This is a genomic window from Streptomyces sp. NPDC008092, assembly GCF_042957285.1.
Classification (GTDB): Bacteria; Actinomycetota; Actinomycetes; order Streptomycetales; family Streptomycetaceae; genus Streptomyces.
Genome location: NZ_JBIBHY010000006.1, coordinates 300653 through 316802, shown reverse-complemented (window position 1 = coordinate 316802; position 16150 = coordinate 300653). Strand labels below are relative to the sequence as shown.

Below are 16150 nucleotides of genomic sequence, written 5' to 3'. Positions count from 1 at the left end.
GGCGACGCGACGTATGGACGACGCGGCACGAACGGTGAACGGTCAGGCGCGGGTGGGGAGTTCGGCGCAGCGAGCGGAGCCGCCCGGCAAGGGTGAGAAGCTCGCGGACTGGGCCGACGGCCGGCTGGGGATCTACGGCCTGGCCAAGGCGAACATGCGCAAGGTGTTCCCGGACCACTGGTCCTTCATGCTGGGGGAGATCTGCCTCTACAGCTTCCTCATCCTGATCCTCACGGGCATCTACCTCACCCTGTTCTTCGAGCCGAGCGGTGCCGAGGTCGTCTACCACGGCACCTACCAGCCGCTGAACGGCATCGTCATGACCAAGGCGTACGAGTCGACGCTGCACATCAGCTTCGACGTGCGCGGCGGCCTGCTGATCCGGCAGATCCACCACTGGGCGGCGCTGGTCTTCGTGGCCGGCATGCTCGTCCACATGATGCGGGTGTTCTTCACCGGCGCCTTCCGCAAGCCGCGCGAGGTCAACTGGCTGTTCGGCTGGCTCCTGCTGTTCCTCGCCATCCTCACCGGCCTGACCGGCTACTCGCTCCCCGACGACCTGCTCTCGGGCACCGGCGTCCGGTTCGCCGACGGCGCGATCCTGTCGATCCCGATCGTCGGCTCGTACCTCTCGATGTTCCTGTTCGGCGGGGAGTTCCCGGGCCACGACATCATCTCGCGCTTCTTCCCGATCCACGTCCTGCTGCTGCCCGGGATCATGCTCGGGCTGGTCGTCGCCCACCTGATCCTGGTCTTCTACCACAAGCACACCCAGTACCCGGCGCCCGGACGCGACCAGAAGAGCGTGGTCGGCATGCCCTTCCTGCCGGTCTACATGGCCAAGGCCGGCGGCTTCTTCTTCCTCGTCTTCGGCGTCCTCGCGCTCATCGGCGGCATCGCCACCATCAACCCGGTGTGGGCCTTCGGCCCCTACCGCCCCGACCTGGTGACCACCGGCGCCCAGCCCGACTGGTACCTCGGCTTCTCCGAGGGCCTGATCCGCGTCATGCCCGGCTGGGAGATCAACGCCTGGGGCCACACCCTGGAGCTGGGCGTCCTCATCCCCTTCTCGGCCTTCCCGCTCTTCCTCCTGGCCATCGGCGTCTACCCGTTCATCGAGGCGTGGATCACCGGCGACAAGCGCGAGCACCACATCCTCGACCGCCCGCGCAACGTCCCCGTCCGCACCGCCCTCGGCGTGGCCTGGCTCAGCCTCTACGGCGTCCTCCTGATCGGCGGCGGCAACGACGTCGTCGCCACCCATCTCCATCTCTCCATCAACTCGATCACCTGGTTCGTGCGGATCTCCGTCTTCGTCGTCCCCGTACTCGCCTTCATCGCCACCAAGCGCATCTGCCTCGGCCTGCAGCGCCGGGACCGCGACAAGGTCCTGCACGGCAGGGAGACCGGCCTCATCAAGCTGCTTCCGCACGGCGAGTACATCGAGGTCCACGAACCCCTCAGCCAGGAGAGCCTGTTCGTCCTCACCCAGCACGAACAGAACCCGCCCTACGAGCTGGGCCCCCTGGAGGACGCGAACGGCGTACGACGCAAGGTCACGGTCGCGCAGCGGGTACGGGCGAGCCTGGCCAAGGGGATGTACGGCCCGGACACCCACATCCCGAAGCCCACGAAGGAGGAGTACCGGGAGATCACGAGCGGGGATCACCACTGAACGCCGCGAGCTGAGGCGCCCCTTCAGGGGCGCGGGGAACTGCGCGACCAGCCCGCACCGGCCCGCACCCTAAGGACGACCGAGAACCACCCTCCGACACTCCTCCGGAGTTCCCCAAGCACCCCGCAGCGCACGTGCCTTGGTCACCCACAACGACAGGTCGTACTCCGCCGTATAGCCGATCGCCCCATGCAGTTGCAGCGCGGCCCGCGCTGCCGCATACGCCGCCGCGCAGGCGCTGAGCTTCGCTGCGGCCACATCCGGCGGAGTCATCGTCACCGCGGCCCCGAACACCAGCGGCCGCGCGAACTCCAGCGCGATCTTCACGTGGGCCAGCCGATGCCGGACCGCCTGGAACGACCCGACGGGCACGCCGAACTGGGTCCGCTGCTTCACGTACGCCACCGTTCTGTCGAGCAGGGCCAGCCCCACCCCCAGCGCCTGCGCCGCCGTGGCCAGCCGGGCCCAGGTCCGTGCCTCCGCCCACGGCGGCTCCGTGCCGAGCAGCTCGCCGACCGGAACCAGCGGGGTGAGCCGGCGGGCGGGATCCAGGGACCGGCGTACCGCCCCGGCGCCGGAGGACAGCCGCATGCCCTCCGGTGCGGCCGCGAGCCGCACATCGGCCGCGTCCCCGTCCAGCGCCAACCCGTAACCGTGCTGCTCGAACGCCACCGTCGCCATCGTCCCGCCCGACGCGATCCCCGGCAGGAACCGCTTGGCGAGGCTCGCGCCGTCATCGAGCAGGACCGCCGCCGCCACCGTCTCCGCCAGCGGCCCCGGCACCGCGTACCGGCCCAACTCGACGAAAGCGACGGCGAGTTCGACGGGCCGGCGACCCACCCCGCCGTACTCCTCCGGCACGGTCAGCCCGAACACCCCCGCGTCGCCGAGCCGGCCCCACAGCGCCCGCCCGCTCGCCCGTTCGCCGCGGCTCCACTCCCGTACCACCGCCGGTGTGTCCGCTGCCGTCAGCAGCGCCCGCAGGGCGTCGGCGAAGTCCCGCTGCCCGGTGTCGAGGAGGAAGCGCATGTCAGCGGCGTCCCTTCGGCAGGCCGAGCAGCCGCTCGGCGATGATGTCGCGCTGGATCTCGTTGGTGCCCGCGTAGACCGGACCGGCGAGGGAGAAGACGTAGCCCTCCGACCACGGCGTGTCGGCCAGCTCGCCCTCCGCGCCCAGCAGGTCGAGCGCCGTCTCGTGCAGCGCCAGGTCCAGCTCCGACCAGAACACCTTGTTCAGGCTGGACTCCGGGCCGAGCGACCCGCCGTCCAGGAAGCGGGCCGCGGCCGCGTAGGTGAACAGCTGGTACGCGCGGGCGCCGACGACCGCGTCGGCCACCCGGGCCGCGGCCGACTCCGGTTCGCCCCGCGCCTGCCAGAGGTCCCGCAGCCGGTCGGCGGCGGCCAGGAACCGTCCCGGCGACCGCAGGGTCAGCCCCCGCTCGTTCCCCGCCGCCGACATCGCGATCCGCCAGCCCTGGCCCGGTTCGCCGACCACGTCCTCGTCGGGCACGAACACCTCGTCGAGGAACAGCTCCGCGAACGCCGGCTTCCCGTCGAGACGGCCGATCGGGCGCACCGTCACCCCCGGTGCGCGCAGGTCGAACATCAGGTAGGTGAGTCCCTGGTGCGGCCTGGGCAGGTGCGGCTCGCTGCGGAAGAGGCCGAACGCGCGGTCGGCGAAGGCGGCCCGCGACGACCACGTCTTCTGGCCGGTGAGCAGCCAGCCGCCGTCCGTCCGCGCGGCCCTGGAGGTGAGGGCGGCCAGGTCGGAACCGGCCCCGGGCTCGGACCACGCCTGCGCCCAGACCGCCTCCCCGGTGGCCATCGGCGGCAGCACCCGGGCGCGCTGTTCCTCGGTCCCGTGGTCGAACAGGGTCGGTGCGAGCAGGCTGATGCCGTTCTGCCCGACCCGGCCGGGCGCGCCCGCCGCCCAGTACTCCTCCTCGAAGACCAGCCACCGCGTCAGCCCCGCGCCCCGGCCGCCGTACTCCTCGGGCCAGGACACCACCGACCAGCGGTCCGCGGCCAGTTCGGCCTCCCAGGCGCGGTGCGCCGCGAACCCCTCCGCCGTCTCCAGCGAGGGCAGCGGGCCACGCGGCACATGGGCCCGGAGCCAGGCGCGGGCCTCGGCGCGGAACTCCTCGTCGGCCGGGCTGTGGGTCAGGTCCACGGTCGCCGTCACCGTCCTTCCCTAACAAGTGTTTGGTAGGTTAGCGTGGGCCCATGACAGGCGTCGAGAGTCCGGAGTACGTGCCCGGGCACGGGCTGCTCGAAGGCCGCACCGCGGTCATCACCGCCGCGGCCGGGGCGGGGATCGGCGGGGCGACCGCGCGCCGCTTCCTGGAGGAGGGCGCCCGCGTGCTGATCAGCGACGCGCACCCGCGGCGCCTGAAGGAGCACGCGGCCGAGCTGGCCGGCGAGCATCCGGGTGCCGTGACCGCGGTCCCGTGCGACGTGACCGACGAGGCCCAGGTGCAGGGCCTCTTCGACACCGCGGTGCGGGAGCACGGGCGGCTGGACATCGTCGTCAACAATGCCGGTCTCGGCGGGACTTCGGCCCTCGCCGACATGACGGACGACCAGTGGACACGGGTCCTGGACGTCACCCTCAACGGCACCTTCCGGTGCTCGCGCGCCGCGCTGCGGCTCTTCCGCGAGAGCGGGCAGGGCGGGGTGATCGTCAACAACTCCTCCGTCGTCGGCTGGCGCGCCCAGGCCGGCCAGGCCCACTACGCCGCCGCCAAGGCCGGGGTGATGGCCCTGACCCGGTGCGCGGCCATCGAGGCCGCCGCGTACGGGGTGCGGGTCAACGCGGTGGCGCCGAGCCTCGCCATGCACCCGCACCTGGTGAAGGTGACCTCGGCGGAGCTGCTGGAGGAGCTCACCGCCCGCGAGGCCTTCGGGCGGTACGCCGAACCCTGGGAGGTGGCCAACGCCATCGTCTTCCTCGCGTCCGGCTACTCCTCCTACCTCACCGGAGAGGTCCTCTCCGTCAGCAGCCAGCATCCGTAGGACGAGAATGTGCCCGTGCCGACCAAGAAGAAGCCCCAGGTGACCGCCGCGCCCGCCCGGCGGCGCGAACTCCTCGAGACCGCCGCCGAGGTCTTCGCCGAACAGGGCTACAACGCCACCACCGTACGCAAGATCGCGGACCACGCGGGCATGCTCGCCGGCAGCCTCTACTACCACTTCGACTCCAAGGAATCGATGCTGGAGGAGATCCTGCGGACCTTCCTCGACGAGCTCTGGGGCGGCTACGACACCGTCCTGGACGCCGGACTCGGCCCCCGCGAGACCCTCGAAGCCCTGGTCACCGAGTCCTTCCGGGAGATCGACCGGCACCGCGCCGCCGTCGCCATCTACCAGAAGGAGAGCAAGCAACTGGTCGCGCAGGAGCGGTTCGGCTTCCTCGCCGAGTCGCAGCGCAGGTTCGAGAAGGCCTGGCTGTCGACGCTGGAGCGCGGGGTCGCCGCACGCGTCTTCCGCGCCGACCTCGACGTCCGCCTCACCTACCGGTTCGTGCGCGACACCGTATGGGTCGCCGCCTCCTGGTACCGGCCCGGCGGGCAGCACAGCCCGGAGGAGATCGCCCGGCAGTACCTGTCGATGGTGCTGGACGGGATCGCCGTCCGCGAATAGCTCACCCATTCGTTGAAAGCCCCTTTCTGCCGAGGGAGTTGCTGACATGGCCGAGGCCTACATCGTCGAAGCGGTGCGCACGCCGGTCGGGCGGCGCAAGGGCGGACTGAGCGGGGTCCACCCGGCCGACCTGGGCGCCCACGTGCTGACCGCCCTGGTGCGGCGGTCGGGCGTGGACCCGGCCGCCGTCGAGGACGTCGTCTTCGGCTGCCTCGACGCGGTGGGGCCGCAGGCCGGTGACATCGCCCGCACCAGCTGGCTGGCCGCCGGGCTGCCCGAGGAGGTGCCGGGCGTCACCGTCGACCGCCAGTGCGGCTCCTCGCAGCAGGCCGTGCACTTCGCCGCGCAGGCCGTCCTCTCCGGCACCCAGGACCTGGTGGTCGCCGGCGGCGTTCAGAACATGTCGCAGATCCCCATCGCCTTCGCGTCCCGCCAGGCCGCCGAGCCGCTCGGCCTCACCGAGGGCCCCTTCCTGGGCAGCGAGGGCTGGCGGGCCCGGTACGGCAGGCAGCCCGTCAACCAGTTCGCCGGCGCCGAGATGATCGCCGCCAAGTGGGGCATCAGCCGCCAGGACCAGGAGGAGTTCGCCCTGAACTCCCACCGGAGGGCACTGCGCGCCATCGACGAGGGCCGCTTCGAGCGGGAGATCGAGCCCTACGGTCCGGTCGCCGTGGACGAAGGCCCGCGCCGCGACACCTCCCTGGCGAAGATGGCCGCCCTGAAGCCGGTCGTCGACGGCGGCACCATCACCGCCGCCTGCTCCTCCCAGGTCTCCGACGGCGCCGCCGCGATGCTGCTCGCCTCCGAACGCGCGGTCCGCGAGCACGGACTCCGCCCCCGGGCCCGCGTCCACCACCTCTCCGTCCGCGGCGAGGACCCCGTCCGGATGCTCTCCGCCCCGATCCCGGCCACCGCCCACGCGCTGAAGAAGACCGGCCTCACCATCGACGCCGTCGACCTCGTCGAGATCAACGAGGCCTTCGCCCCGGTCGTCCTCGCCTGGCTCAAGGAGACCGGCGCCGACCCCGCCAAGGTCAACGTCAACGGCGGTGCGATAGCCCTCGGCCACCCGCTCGGCGCCACCGGCGTCAAACTGATGACGACCCTCCTGCACGAACTGGAGCGCACCGGCGGCCGGTACGGCCTCCAGACCATGTGCGAGGGCGGGGGCCAGGCGAACGTGACGATCATCGAACGGCTGTGAGCGGAGCGGATGGGACATGGCCCGCCACCACTTCGGCGGACGGAGTCCGGCGCAGGCCGCCGAAGCCTGGGAGGCCCCCCGGGGCCGAGCAGTGCGAGGGGGCCGTTCGGGATGGTGCCCATGTGCGAGGGCGGGGGCCAGGCGAACGTGACGATCATCGAACGGCTGTGAGCCCTCACTTCAGGGCCATGAGCCGTTCCCGGGTCTCCTCCGCCTCCTCCATGATCCGGTCCACCAGCTCCGCGCACGACGGCAGGTCGTCGATCACCCCGGCGACCTGCCCGGACGCCATCACCCCGAGGTCCGTACGGCCGTCCACCATCGCCGACCTGAGCAGCATCGGCGTGTTCGCGGCCAGCAGCACCTGACTCCAGGACAGCTCCTTGCCGTGCCGCAGGGCCAGGCCGTCCCGCACCATCTGCCGCCAGGTGAGCCCGGACAGCTTCCGGAATCCCGCCGCACGCCGGATCGCGTGCAGCAGACTCCTGGCCCGGCCCGAACGCTCCAGCGCGGCCACCAGGTCGGTCCTCAGCATCCGGTGCGGCAGCCCGTCCACCGCCCTGGTCACCGTGACGTCCCGGACCGTCGCCGCCAGATACCTCGCCTTCACCGCGTCCGGCACCGTCGAGTCCGAGGTGAGCAGGAACCTGGTGCCCATCGCGACCCCCGCCGCGCCGTACGCCAGCGCCGCCACCAGACCCCGGCCGTCGAAGAACCCCCCGGCGGCCACCACCGGTATCCGCACCGCGTCCACCACCTGCGGCAGCAGCACACTCGTCGCCACCTCGCCGGTGTGCCCGCCGCCCTCGCCGCCCTGCACGATCACCGCGTCCGCGCCCCACGCCGCCACCTTCTCGGCGTGCCGCCGCGCCCCGACGGACGGGATCACCACCACGCCCGCCTCCTTCAGTTCGGCGATCAGCTCGGGGGAGGGGGCGAGCGCGAAGGACGCCACCCGCACACCCCCGTCGATGATCAGCCGGACCCGGTCGCCGGCGTCGGCCGCGTCCGCCCGCAGGTTCACCCCGAACGGTGCGTCCGTACGGGACCGCACCTCGGCTATCGCGTCGCGCAGCCGGTCGAGCGTCATCGTGGCGGAGGCGAGGACGCCGAGGGCTCCGGCGTCGGCCGTGGCCGAGACCAGGCGGGGGCCCGCCACCCAGCCCATCCCGGTCTGGACGATCGGATGCCGGATCCCGGCCAGCCGCGTCAGTGCCGTCTCCATCAGCCGGCGACCTCCTTCGTCCGGGCGCCGGCCGGGTCCAGCACCTCGCGGATCAGCCGCAGCTCCGCCGCGCTCGGTTCCCGGGTGTACGGCACCTCCTCCGGTACGGCCAGCTCGAAGCCCGTCGCCTCCCGGATCTGGTCGGTGCTCACCCCCGGATGCAGTGCCGCCAGCCGCATCGAACGGTCGGGGGTCTCGAAGTCGAGGACGCCCAGATCGGTGACGATCCTCGGGATGCGGTGGTAGCGCTCCGTGCCCGGATGCGCGGCGACCCGGTCGTACCCCACCCCGCACACCATGTCGACCTTCGCCACGAAGACCCGCCGGGAGTGCTTCGGGACCCAGTAACTCGTCGGGTTGTTGAGGGTGTTGAGAGGTGCCCCGCGCACCCCCAGCAGCTGGCGCCGGGGGCGGGACCAGTCGCCGATGCAGGAGATGTTCTGGTTGCCGTACCGGTCGAGCTGGCTCGCGCCCATCATCACGTGCCGGCGGCCGCCGGACACCAGGGCGAGATGCTGCCGGTAGGGCAGCCAGCCCTCGGGTGTCCCGTCCGGGCGGACCAGCAGGGCCTCGCCGTCGGTCAGCAGCAGGTCCGGCGCGAAGGTCAGCCGGGCCAGGCGGGCGCCCAGGGAGGGGATCAGGCCCATGGGGCTCGCCAGGATCTCACCGGCGCCGCGCCAGGCCTCGGCGCAGGCGATGACGCAGTACTCGGAGCGCAGCACCCCCGTGTGCGGTGTGCCCGTCGCCCCCGTCGCCCCCGTCGCCCCCGTCACCCCGGTCACCCCTGTCGTCTCTGTCATCCCCGTTCCTCCTGCCAGTTCCGCACCGCGGACCGGTACGCCTGCTCGTCCCCGGCCAGGAACCGCTCGGCGAACTCCGCCCACGACGCCGTCGCGTACAGCCGCTGGAACGCCTCGTCCCGGCCGTAGTCGGGGGCGCAGGACGTGAAGTGCGCACCGCCCGGCGCCTCCACGACCCCCGTCACGTTCAGCCGCTTGACGAGCAGCGACTGCGGGGCCGCCTCCTTCGTCAGCTCGGCCGTGTCCACGATCCGTTCGCAGGAGACGTAGGCCGTGTCCGCCGCCTCGCAGAACAGGTCGTCGAAGTACGGGTCCGGGCCCAGGTACTGCCCGTTGCCCAGCCGGTCGGCGCGGTTGACGTGGACCAGGGCCGCGTCCAGGCGCAGGGCGGGCATCGCCACGAAGGTCTCCCCGTCGTCGTACGGCGAAGCGACCGTCCGGAGGCCGGGGTTGACCCGCATGACGTCCGAGCCGAGCCCCGCCCGCACCGGCAGGAAGGGCAGCCGGTTCGCGGCCGCGTGCAGGCCCCACATGAACATGCCCTCGTCGACCTCCATGAGTTCGAACGCCCCGCGTTCCCGCGCCGCGCGGTAGTGCGGTTCGAGCGGGACGGAGTCGAGGGTGACGAAGGGCGTCACCAGCTTGCGCACCCGGCCGGCCGCGACCAGCATCCCGACGTCCGGGCCGCCGTACGAGACCAGCGTCAGATCGTCGATACCGCTCCGGAGCACTGCTCTGACCAGGGACATCGGCTTGCGCCGGGAACCCCAGCCGCCGATGCCGAGGGTCATGCCGCCGGCCAGCCGGGAGACGGCCTCGTCGGCGGTCATCGTCTTGTCAGTCACTCCCCGCACCCTCCTTCCCGAAGGTGTCACGGACCTGGTCGGCCACCCCGCTGAGGGCGGCCTCGAAGGTGAAGCCCTGTTCGAACCGGTAGCCGCGCCGCACGTCGACGGGGTCGATGCCGTTGATGGCGGCCTTGGCGAGACGCAGCAGCCGGCCGTCCTTGGCGGCTATCTCCCGCGCCAGCTCCAGCGCCGCGGAGCCGAGTTCGGCGCGGGGCACGACCCGCCAGACCGAGCCGTGCGCGTGCAGCTCGGCGGCGGTCGCCGTGCGCGAGGTGTAGTACAGCGTCCGCATCAGATGCGGCGGGACCAGCCGGGCCAGGTGGGTGGCCGCGCCCAGGGCGCCCCGGTCCAGCTCCGGCAGCCCGAAGACGGCGTCCTCGCTCGCCACGATCGCGTCCGCGTTGCCCACCAGCCCGATCCCGCCGCCCAGGCAGAAGCCGTGCACCGCGGCCACCACCGGGGTCTCGCACTCGTACACCGCCGCGAAGGCCTCCGCGCAGCCCCGGTTGGCGCCGAGCAGCGCCGCGTGCCCGTCCGCCTGTATCTCCTTGATGTCCACGCCCGCGTTGAAGCCCCGGCCCCGCGCGGTCAGCACGACGCACCGGGTCCCGGGGTCGCGGCCGGCCGCGCGAACCGCGTCCGCCAGCGCGAACCAGCCCCGCACCGGCAGTGCGTTCACCGGCGGGTGGTCGACCGTGACGAGCGCGATGCCCTTTTCCGGGGACGAGGTGGAGACACCCATGGACGCATCAGCTACCTTCGCACTCAACTGCCTTTCCACCAAACATTTGTTAGGTGTGAGGCTTCGAAGCTAGCAGCCGGTGCGGACGAGCGGGAGGCCCTGTGGATAACTCGCCGAGCGGCAGGACGGTCGTCGTCACCGGCGGTACCAGGGGGGTGGGCGCCGGGATCGCCCGGGCCTTCGCCGAGGCCGGCGCCCATGTCGTGGCCTGTGCCCGGCGGCCACCCGAACAACACCTCGAAGGCGTCGAGTTCACCCCCCTCGACCTGCGCGACCCGGCCGCCGTACGCGCCTTCTTCGACGCCCTGCCCCGGCTCGACGTGCTCGTCAACAACGTCGGCGGCACCCCCTACCGGCGGCTCGCCGACGCGGACGCCGAGCGGCACGCCCGGGTGATCGAGCTGAACCTCCTCACCCCGCTGACCGCCTCCCTCGCCGCGTACGAGCACCTGCGGCGGGCCCGGGGAGCGGTGGTGATGATCGGCAGCGTCAGCGGAGCCCGCCCCTCGCCGGGCTCCGCCGCCTACGGCGCGGCCAAGGCGGGGCTGGAGAGCCTCGCCCGGTCCATGGCGGTGGAGTGGGCGCCGGAGATCCGGGTCAACACCCTCGTGGTCGGCATGGTCCGCACCGAACTGGCCGGCCTCCACTACGGCGGCCGGGACGGCATCGACGCCGTCTCCCGCACCGTCCCGCTCGGCCGCCTCGCCGCGCCCTCCGAGGTCGGCGCCGCCGCCGTCTTCCTGGCCTCCGAGGCGGCGGCCTACATCAGCGGGGCGAGCCTGCTCGTGCACGGGGGCGGGGAGACGCCCGCGTTCCTCGACGCCGCAACTGCCAACAAGCCGTCCGACAAGGAGGAGTGAGATGAGCGGAATCTGCGCGGACCGGGTCGTGGTCGTCACCGGCGCCGGGCGCGGGCTCGGCCGGGCGCACGCGCTCGCCTTCGCCGCCGAGGGCGCCCGGGTCGTCGTCAACGACCTCGGTGTCGGCCTCGACGGCGGGCCGGGGGAGGACAGCCCGGCCGGGGCCGTCGTGGACGAGATCCGGGCGGCCGGCGGCGAGGCGGTGGCGCACGGCGGCGACATCGCGACGGACGCCGGTGCCCAGTCGCTGGTGGCGGCCGCCCTGGACGCGTACGGCCGCCTCGACACCCTCGTCAACAACGCCGGCTTCCTGCGCGACCGCATGCTCGTCAACCTCGGCGAGGACGACTGGGACGCGGTCATGCGGGTGCACCTCAAGGGCCACTTCCTGCCCTTGCGGCACGCGGCCGGGCACTGGCGGGCCGAGGCCAAGGCGGGCCGCACCCCGGTGGCCCGGATCGTCAACACCAGCAGCGGCGCGGGCCTGCTGGGCTCGGTCGGGCAGGGCAACTACAGCGCCGCGAAGGCGGGCATCGTCGGTCTCACCCTGGTCGCGGCGGCCGAACTGGCCCGCTACGGGGTCCAGGTCAACGCCGTCGCCCCGGCCGCCCGCACCCGGATGACCGAGCGCGCCTTCGCCGCGACCATGGCCGCTCCGGACGCCGGCTTCGACGCGATGGCCCCCGGGAACGTCTCCCCGCTCGTGGTCTGGCTGGGCTCCGCCGCGAGCGCCGGGGTCACCGGGCGGGTGTTCGAGGCGGAGGGCGGCCGGATCACCGTCATGGAGGGGTGGCGGCCCGGCCCGGCCGCCGACAAGGGGGCCCGGTGGACCCCGGCGGAGGCGGGGGAGGCGGCGCTGAAACTGCTGGCCGGGGCGGCCGCGCCCGGGGCGGTGTACGGGGCGTGAGACGGGTGGGGCGTGAGACGGGTGGGGCGGGGCCCGGCTGTCCGGGTGCCTAGGTGTCGCACTCCAGTACCGTCCGGCACAGCGAGCACCGGGCCCGGACCCGGCCCCGGACCGGCACCCGGATCCGCTGGTGGCAGGTCGGGCACGGGAACGAGACCCGCAGTCGGCCGCCGCCGTCGGGGGTGAAGGCGTAGGCGGCGGCGGGCTGCGCGGGCGGCGCGGCGGGGGCGTGGCGGCGGTCGCGGGCGTAGCGGCGGCGGCCCGCCCATCCGGCCGCGCTGAGCGGCGGCTGCTCCCCGTCCTGGCGGGCCCGGGCCATGCCCTTCTGGTAGGCGGTGTAGGCCTGCGGGCTGGTGAACCACACCGACGGGTCCTCGCGGAAGACGAGGGAGCGCTTGGCCAGCACGTAGCCGAACTCCTCCGGGGTGAGGTAGCCGAGCTTCTGGGACGCCTCGCCGTGCTCCCGGTAGGCGTCCAGGAGCAGCCAGCCGGCGCCGAGGTAGGTGGTCGCCGTGTCGGTGAGGATCTCGTTCTCCCGGACGCCCGGGAAGGACAGGTCCAGGCGGTGCAGGTAGACGTGCATCACCTCGTGGGCGAGGGCCGCGCCGATGTCCCTGCGGTGGGTGCGGAAACGGTCGTTCAGCTCGACGAAGTACTCGGGGCCCGCGGTGAGTTCGACGTTCGCCGCGTGGGCCATGTCCTTGAAGCCGACGATCATGCGGGCGTCGGGCAGGCGGAAGTGCCGGACCATCTCGCGGGCGACGCGCTGCGAGCCGAGGTGGAGGTCGTCGGTCTCGCAGAACGCGACGGCGGCGGGGAGGACGCTGGTGGCGAAGGTCTGGACGGTGTCGTACGACAGCCGCCGGTACAACGCCGTGATGGCGGCCCGCACGGTGTCCAGGTGCGGGTAGCCGTGTTCCACCGGGCCGCCGTTCGCCACGTCTCCTACCCCCATGGACGCCGCTGGAGCTTCCTTCCCAGTATGCGGGGGACGGGGAAAATTGGGGGGCGGAAGGTTGTTCGATGTCCGCGGGTGGGTGGGGGCCGGCCGCGCAGTTCCTACCCCCGGCGCCCCTGGAGGGGCGCCAGACGCACCGCTCCTTGATTCGATTCCTGGAGCTCCAGGACCCAGACCTCGTTCTCGCCCTCCTTCAGGACCGGGCCGGGGACGTACAGCGACTCCTGTGGGCCCGCCGACCAGTACCGGCCAAGGTTGAAGCCGTTGACCCAGACGAAGCCCCGGGTCCAGCCGGGGAGTTCCAGACGGGCGTCGCCGGCCCCGTGGACCGTCACCGTGCCCCGGTACAGGCCCGGCGCGCCCTCCTCCGGAAGCGGTCCGAAAGGCACCTCCTCCACGCCTTCCTCGAACGCGTCCAGATCGAGCCCCCGCGCGCGTACCCCGTGCAGGAACTGGCGTTCGTGCAGGATGCCCCCGGTGATGCCCTTCGGCTCGCCCGAGCGCGGGCCGTAGTTGACGCGGCCGAGGGACTCCACCCAGAACTCCACGCGCGCGGGGCCGGCGAGCGGCTTCCCGAGCCGGGGTTCCTCCTCGGTGAGGACCCCGGCCGGCTCGCCGTCGACGTACACGACCGCGAGGTCGCGCAGGCCCCGCGCGGTGAGCGGGTACGGCTGGCGCGGGCCCGGTACGTCCACCTCGTAGCGGACCAGGCCCCGGGCGATGTCCAGCTCCTCGAAGGTGGGCGGGACCGGGTGGACGCGTTCGGGGGTGCCGAGGGTCTCCAGGACGCCGGTCAGGGGTGCCCAGCCGGTCACCTCCACGTCCGCCGGCGCGGCCAGCAGGGGCGGCGCCGGAGGCGGTTCGGGCAGCGGGTCCGCGTGGTACCCGGCGAGGACCTCGCGGAAGCGCCGGAACTTCTCCGTGGGGCGGCCGTACTCGTCGATCGGCGCGTCGTAGTCGTACGAGGTCACGTCCGCCTCCAGCGGGCCCTCGTGCAGCTCGCCGCCGGGGCGGTTGGCGCCCGCCCAGCCGGCGAAGTTGGTGCCGCCGTGCGCCATGTAGACGTTGACCGACGCCCCGCACTCCAGGATCTCCCGCAGTGCCGCCGCGGCGTCCTCGGCGTCCCGTACGACGTGCTCGCCGCCCCAGTGGTCGAACCAGCCGCACCAGAACTCCATGCACATCAGCGGGCCGTGCGGCTGGTGGCGGCGCAGGGTCTCGAAGGCGTCGCGCGCGTGGGAGCCGAAGTTCACCGTCGCGAGCAGTCCGGGGACCGAGCCGCCGGTGAGCATGTGGTCCTCGGGGCCGTCCGAGGTGACCAGCGGCACCGTCACCCCCTCGGCCCGCAGCAGGTCGGTGAGGTGGGCCAGGTAGGCGGCGTCGGAGCCGTAGCTGCCGTACTCGTTCTCGACCTGGACCATGATCACCGGGCCGCCCCGGTCCAGCTGCCGGGACGTGACCTCGGGCAGGAGACGGCGGAACCAGCGGTCCACGTACTGGAGAAAACGCTCGTCACGCGTGCGTGCCCGGGCGCCCAGCTCGCCCGTCACCCAGTGCGGCAGACCGCCGTTCTCCCACTCCGCGCAGATGTACGGCCCCGGCCGCACGATCGCCCACAGGCCCGCCTCCCGGGCCGCGTCCAGGAAGCGGCCGAGGGCCTCGGCGTCCCGGAAGACGCCGGGGTGCGGCTCGTGCAGGTTCCACGGCACGTAGGTCTCCACGCAGTTCAGCCCCATGGCGCGCAGCAGCGCCAGCCGGTGGCCCCACTGCTCCTCGTGCACCCGGAAGTAGTGCAGCGCTCCGGACAGCAGCCGTACCGGCCGGCCGTCCAGGAGGAAATCCGTTTCGCCCACCGTGAAGTCGCTCATACGCTCACCTTGGCCTGCTGGCGGGCGCCCAGACCATGGACAAAGATCAGCAGCACTTGGACGGAAGAGACGTACGGAAGGGGCGCGCAGTGCCGCACGGAGCGCCGGTCTTCCGCACCTGGATGCGGTTCTTCACGCCCGGCGCCGTCCACCACCGCCTCGGCCTGGTCTGCCTCGGCGTCGGCCTCCAGTACGGCGCGGTGCCCGCCGTCGGCCCGCGCGTGCTGGACGGACACGTCGCCGTGGTGATCAGCTCGGGCCGGGGCTGGTACCGGATGCCCGACGGACGCTCCACCACCGTCACCGCCCCCGCGCTGGTGTGGCTCACGCCCGGCGTCCCGCACCACTACGGCCCCGACCCGGACAGCGGCTGGGACGAGGCCTTCGTGACCTTCACCGGGCCCGACACCGCGGCCTACACGGAACTCGGCTACATCGAGCCCGAGCGCCCCGTGGTGCCCCTCTCGGACGCCACCGGACCGCGTGACGTCGTCGCCCGCATCGCCCGGGCCGCCCGCCACGGCAACCCCCTCCTGGAGGTCGAGACCGGCGCCGCCGTGCACGAGCTCCTCGTCGCCCTGCGACGCGCGCGTGCCGACCTCGCCCCCGACGGCGATCCGGTGCTGCACGCGCTCGCCCGGGACGCCTGCACCGGGATGACCGTCGCCGACCACGCGGCCCGGCACGGCATGACCCCGGCCGAGCTGCGCACCGCCGTCCGCCGGGTCGCCGGGTGCAGCCCCAAGGACTACCTGATCGGCATCCGGCTCGGCCGCGCCCAGGAACTCCTCGCCACCACCGAGCTGTCCGTCGCCGCCGTCGCCCGCCGCGTCGGCTACGACGATCCGGCCTACTTCTCCCGCCTGTTCACCCGCCGGGTCGGCACCGCCCCGGTGCGCTTCCGGGCCCAGCAGAGCCGGGCCGTGCCCGACGACTGGAACGAGGGGCTCCAGGAGGACGGCGAACCGGGTCCGCCGGTGGCCGAACCCGCCGACGGCCCTTAGGGATCACCCCGCCGTCCCCCTTAGGGTTGACACCCATGACCACCAGCAACACCGGTACCGGTGAAGTCGACCCCGCCGTCCACGAGGAGCTCGGCCGGCTGCGCGACAGCATCGACAACATCGACGCGGCCGTCGTCCACATGCTCGCCGAACGCTTCAAGGCCACCCAGCAGGTCGGCCGCCTCAAGGCGGTCCACCGGCTGCCCCCGGCCGACCCGGCCCGCGAGGCCCGGCAGATCTCCCGGCTGCGCGCCCTCGCCGAGAACGCCAAGCTCGACCCCGCCTTCGCCGAGAAGTTCCTGAACTTCATCATCGCCGAGGTGATCAGGCACCACGAGTCCATCGCCGAGGACACCGTGAACGGCCGGGAGACGGACGGGCACTGATCCCGGGAACCCGCCGCACGCCTCCAGGAGTGTC

The 16150-nt window shown here is 73.0% G+C and carries 16 protein-coding genes; 8 read left to right on the top strand and 8 right to left on the bottom strand.

Annotated elements, in window-relative coordinates:
* Positions 1–13 precede the first annotated feature (13 nt).
* Complete coding sequence (locus tag ACFZB3_RS21380) at positions 14–1675, top strand: cytochrome b N-terminal domain-containing protein (RefSeq protein ID WP_391377214.1); 1662 nt, start codon at positions 14–16, stop codon at positions 1673–1675.
* 69 nt (positions 1676–1744) lie between these two features.
* Here ACFZB3_RS21380 and ACFZB3_RS21375 read toward each other — a convergent pair whose 3' ends face one another.
* The gene (locus ACFZB3_RS21375) at positions 1745–2704 is read right to left on the bottom strand and encodes an acyl-CoA dehydrogenase family protein (RefSeq protein ID WP_391377213.1); all 960 of its coding nucleotides are present in this window, start codon (positions 2702–2704) and stop codon (positions 1745–1747) included.
* Position 2705: 1 nt separating this feature from the next.
* The gene (locus ACFZB3_RS21370) at positions 2706–3845 is read right to left on the bottom strand and encodes an acyl-CoA dehydrogenase family protein (RefSeq protein ID WP_391377838.1); all 1140 of its coding nucleotides are present in this window, start codon (positions 3843–3845) and stop codon (positions 2706–2708) included.
* A gap of 53 nt (positions 3846–3898) precedes the next feature.
* Here ACFZB3_RS21370 and ACFZB3_RS21365 point away from each other — a divergent pair, with 53 nt between their 5' ends.
* From ACFZB3_RS21365 to ACFZB3_RS21355, 3 genes are read left to right on the top strand one after another with little or no spacing between them, the layout of a single operon-like run.
* Positions 3899–4687, top strand: a complete 789-nt coding sequence (locus ACFZB3_RS21365) for an SDR family oxidoreductase (protein WP_391377212.1) — start codon at positions 3899–3901, stop codon at positions 4685–4687.
* A gap of 15 nt (positions 4688–4702) precedes the next feature.
* Positions 4703–5314, top strand: coding sequence for a TetR family transcriptional regulator (locus ACFZB3_RS21360; protein ID WP_391377211.1), 612 nt, complete (start codon positions 4703–4705; stop codon positions 5312–5314).
* Positions 5315–5360: 46 nt separating this feature from the next.
* Positions 5361–6518 carry an acetyl-CoA C-acetyltransferase gene (locus ACFZB3_RS21355; RefSeq protein WP_391377210.1) on the top strand — a complete coding sequence of 386 codons (1158 nt, stop codon included), beginning with the start codon at positions 5361–5363 and terminating at the stop codon, positions 6516–6518.
* A gap of 175 nt (positions 6519–6693) precedes the next feature.
* Here the strand turns inward: ACFZB3_RS21355 and ACFZB3_RS21350 are convergent, their stop codons facing one another.
* From ACFZB3_RS21350 to ACFZB3_RS21335, 4 genes are read right to left on the bottom strand one after another with little or no spacing between them, the layout of a single operon-like run.
* Positions 6694–7743: a nitronate monooxygenase gene (locus tag ACFZB3_RS21350; protein ID WP_391377209.1), complete on the bottom strand. Its 1050-nt coding sequence runs from the start codon at positions 7741–7743 to the stop codon at positions 6694–6696.
* A complete protein-coding gene (locus tag ACFZB3_RS21345; RefSeq protein ID WP_391377208.1) occupies positions 7743–8543 on the bottom strand; it encodes a CoA-transferase in 801 nt (266 codons plus the stop codon). The genes ACFZB3_RS21350 and ACFZB3_RS21345 overlap by 1 nt, the downstream gene beginning before the upstream one ends.
* Entirely contained in the window at positions 8540–9388 is an 849-nt protein-coding gene (locus ACFZB3_RS21340; protein WP_391377207.1) for a CoA-transferase, read from the bottom strand. The genes ACFZB3_RS21345 and ACFZB3_RS21340 overlap by 4 nt, the downstream gene beginning before the upstream one ends.
* On the bottom strand, positions 9381–10133 hold the full coding sequence (locus tag ACFZB3_RS21335) for an enoyl-CoA hydratase family protein (protein ID WP_391377206.1): 753 nt from the start codon (positions 10131–10133) through the stop codon (positions 9381–9383). Before ACFZB3_RS21335 ends, ACFZB3_RS21340 begins: the two co-directional genes overlap by 8 nt.
* 101 nt (positions 10134–10234) lie before the next feature.
* On the opposite strand from ACFZB3_RS21335, the gene ACFZB3_RS21330 reads away from it, so the two are divergent.
* Both ACFZB3_RS21330 and ACFZB3_RS21325 read left to right on the top strand, forming a co-directional pair.
* Positions 10235–10993 carry an SDR family oxidoreductase gene (locus ACFZB3_RS21330; protein WP_391377205.1) on the top strand — a complete coding sequence of 253 codons (759 nt, stop codon included), beginning with the start codon at positions 10235–10237 and terminating at the stop codon, positions 10991–10993.
* Position 10994: 1 nt separating this feature from the next.
* Positions 10995–11900, top strand: a complete 906-nt coding sequence (locus ACFZB3_RS21325; protein ID WP_391377204.1) for an SDR family oxidoreductase — start codon at positions 10995–10997, stop codon at positions 11898–11900.
* 49 nt (positions 11901–11949) lie between these two features.
* Here the strand turns inward: ACFZB3_RS21325 and ACFZB3_RS21320 are convergent, their stop codons facing one another.
* Together ACFZB3_RS21320 and ACFZB3_RS21315 are read right to left on the bottom strand one after the other, a co-directional pair.
* On the bottom strand, positions 11950–12840 hold the full coding sequence (locus tag ACFZB3_RS21320; protein WP_391377835.1) for a hypothetical protein: 891 nt from the start codon (positions 12838–12840) through the stop codon (positions 11950–11952).
* Between the two features lie 119 nt (positions 12841–12959).
* Positions 12960–14726 (bottom strand): beta-galactosidase, encoded by a 1767-nt coding sequence (locus ACFZB3_RS21315; RefSeq protein WP_391377203.1) that lies wholly within the window; start codon positions 14724–14726, stop codon positions 12960–12962.
* Positions 14727–14848: 122 nt separating this feature from the next.
* On the opposite strand from ACFZB3_RS21315, the gene ACFZB3_RS21310 reads away from it, so the two are divergent.
* On the top strand, positions 14849–15730 hold the full coding sequence (locus tag ACFZB3_RS21310) for a helix-turn-helix domain-containing protein (RefSeq protein WP_391377833.1): 882 nt from the start codon (positions 14849–14851) through the stop codon (positions 15728–15730).
* A gap of 35 nt (positions 15731–15765) precedes the next feature.
* Positions 15766–16116 (top strand): chorismate mutase, encoded by a 351-nt coding sequence (locus ACFZB3_RS21305; protein WP_391377202.1) that lies wholly within the window; start codon positions 15766–15768, stop codon positions 16114–16116.
* Positions 16117–16150: the final 34 nt, after the last annotated feature.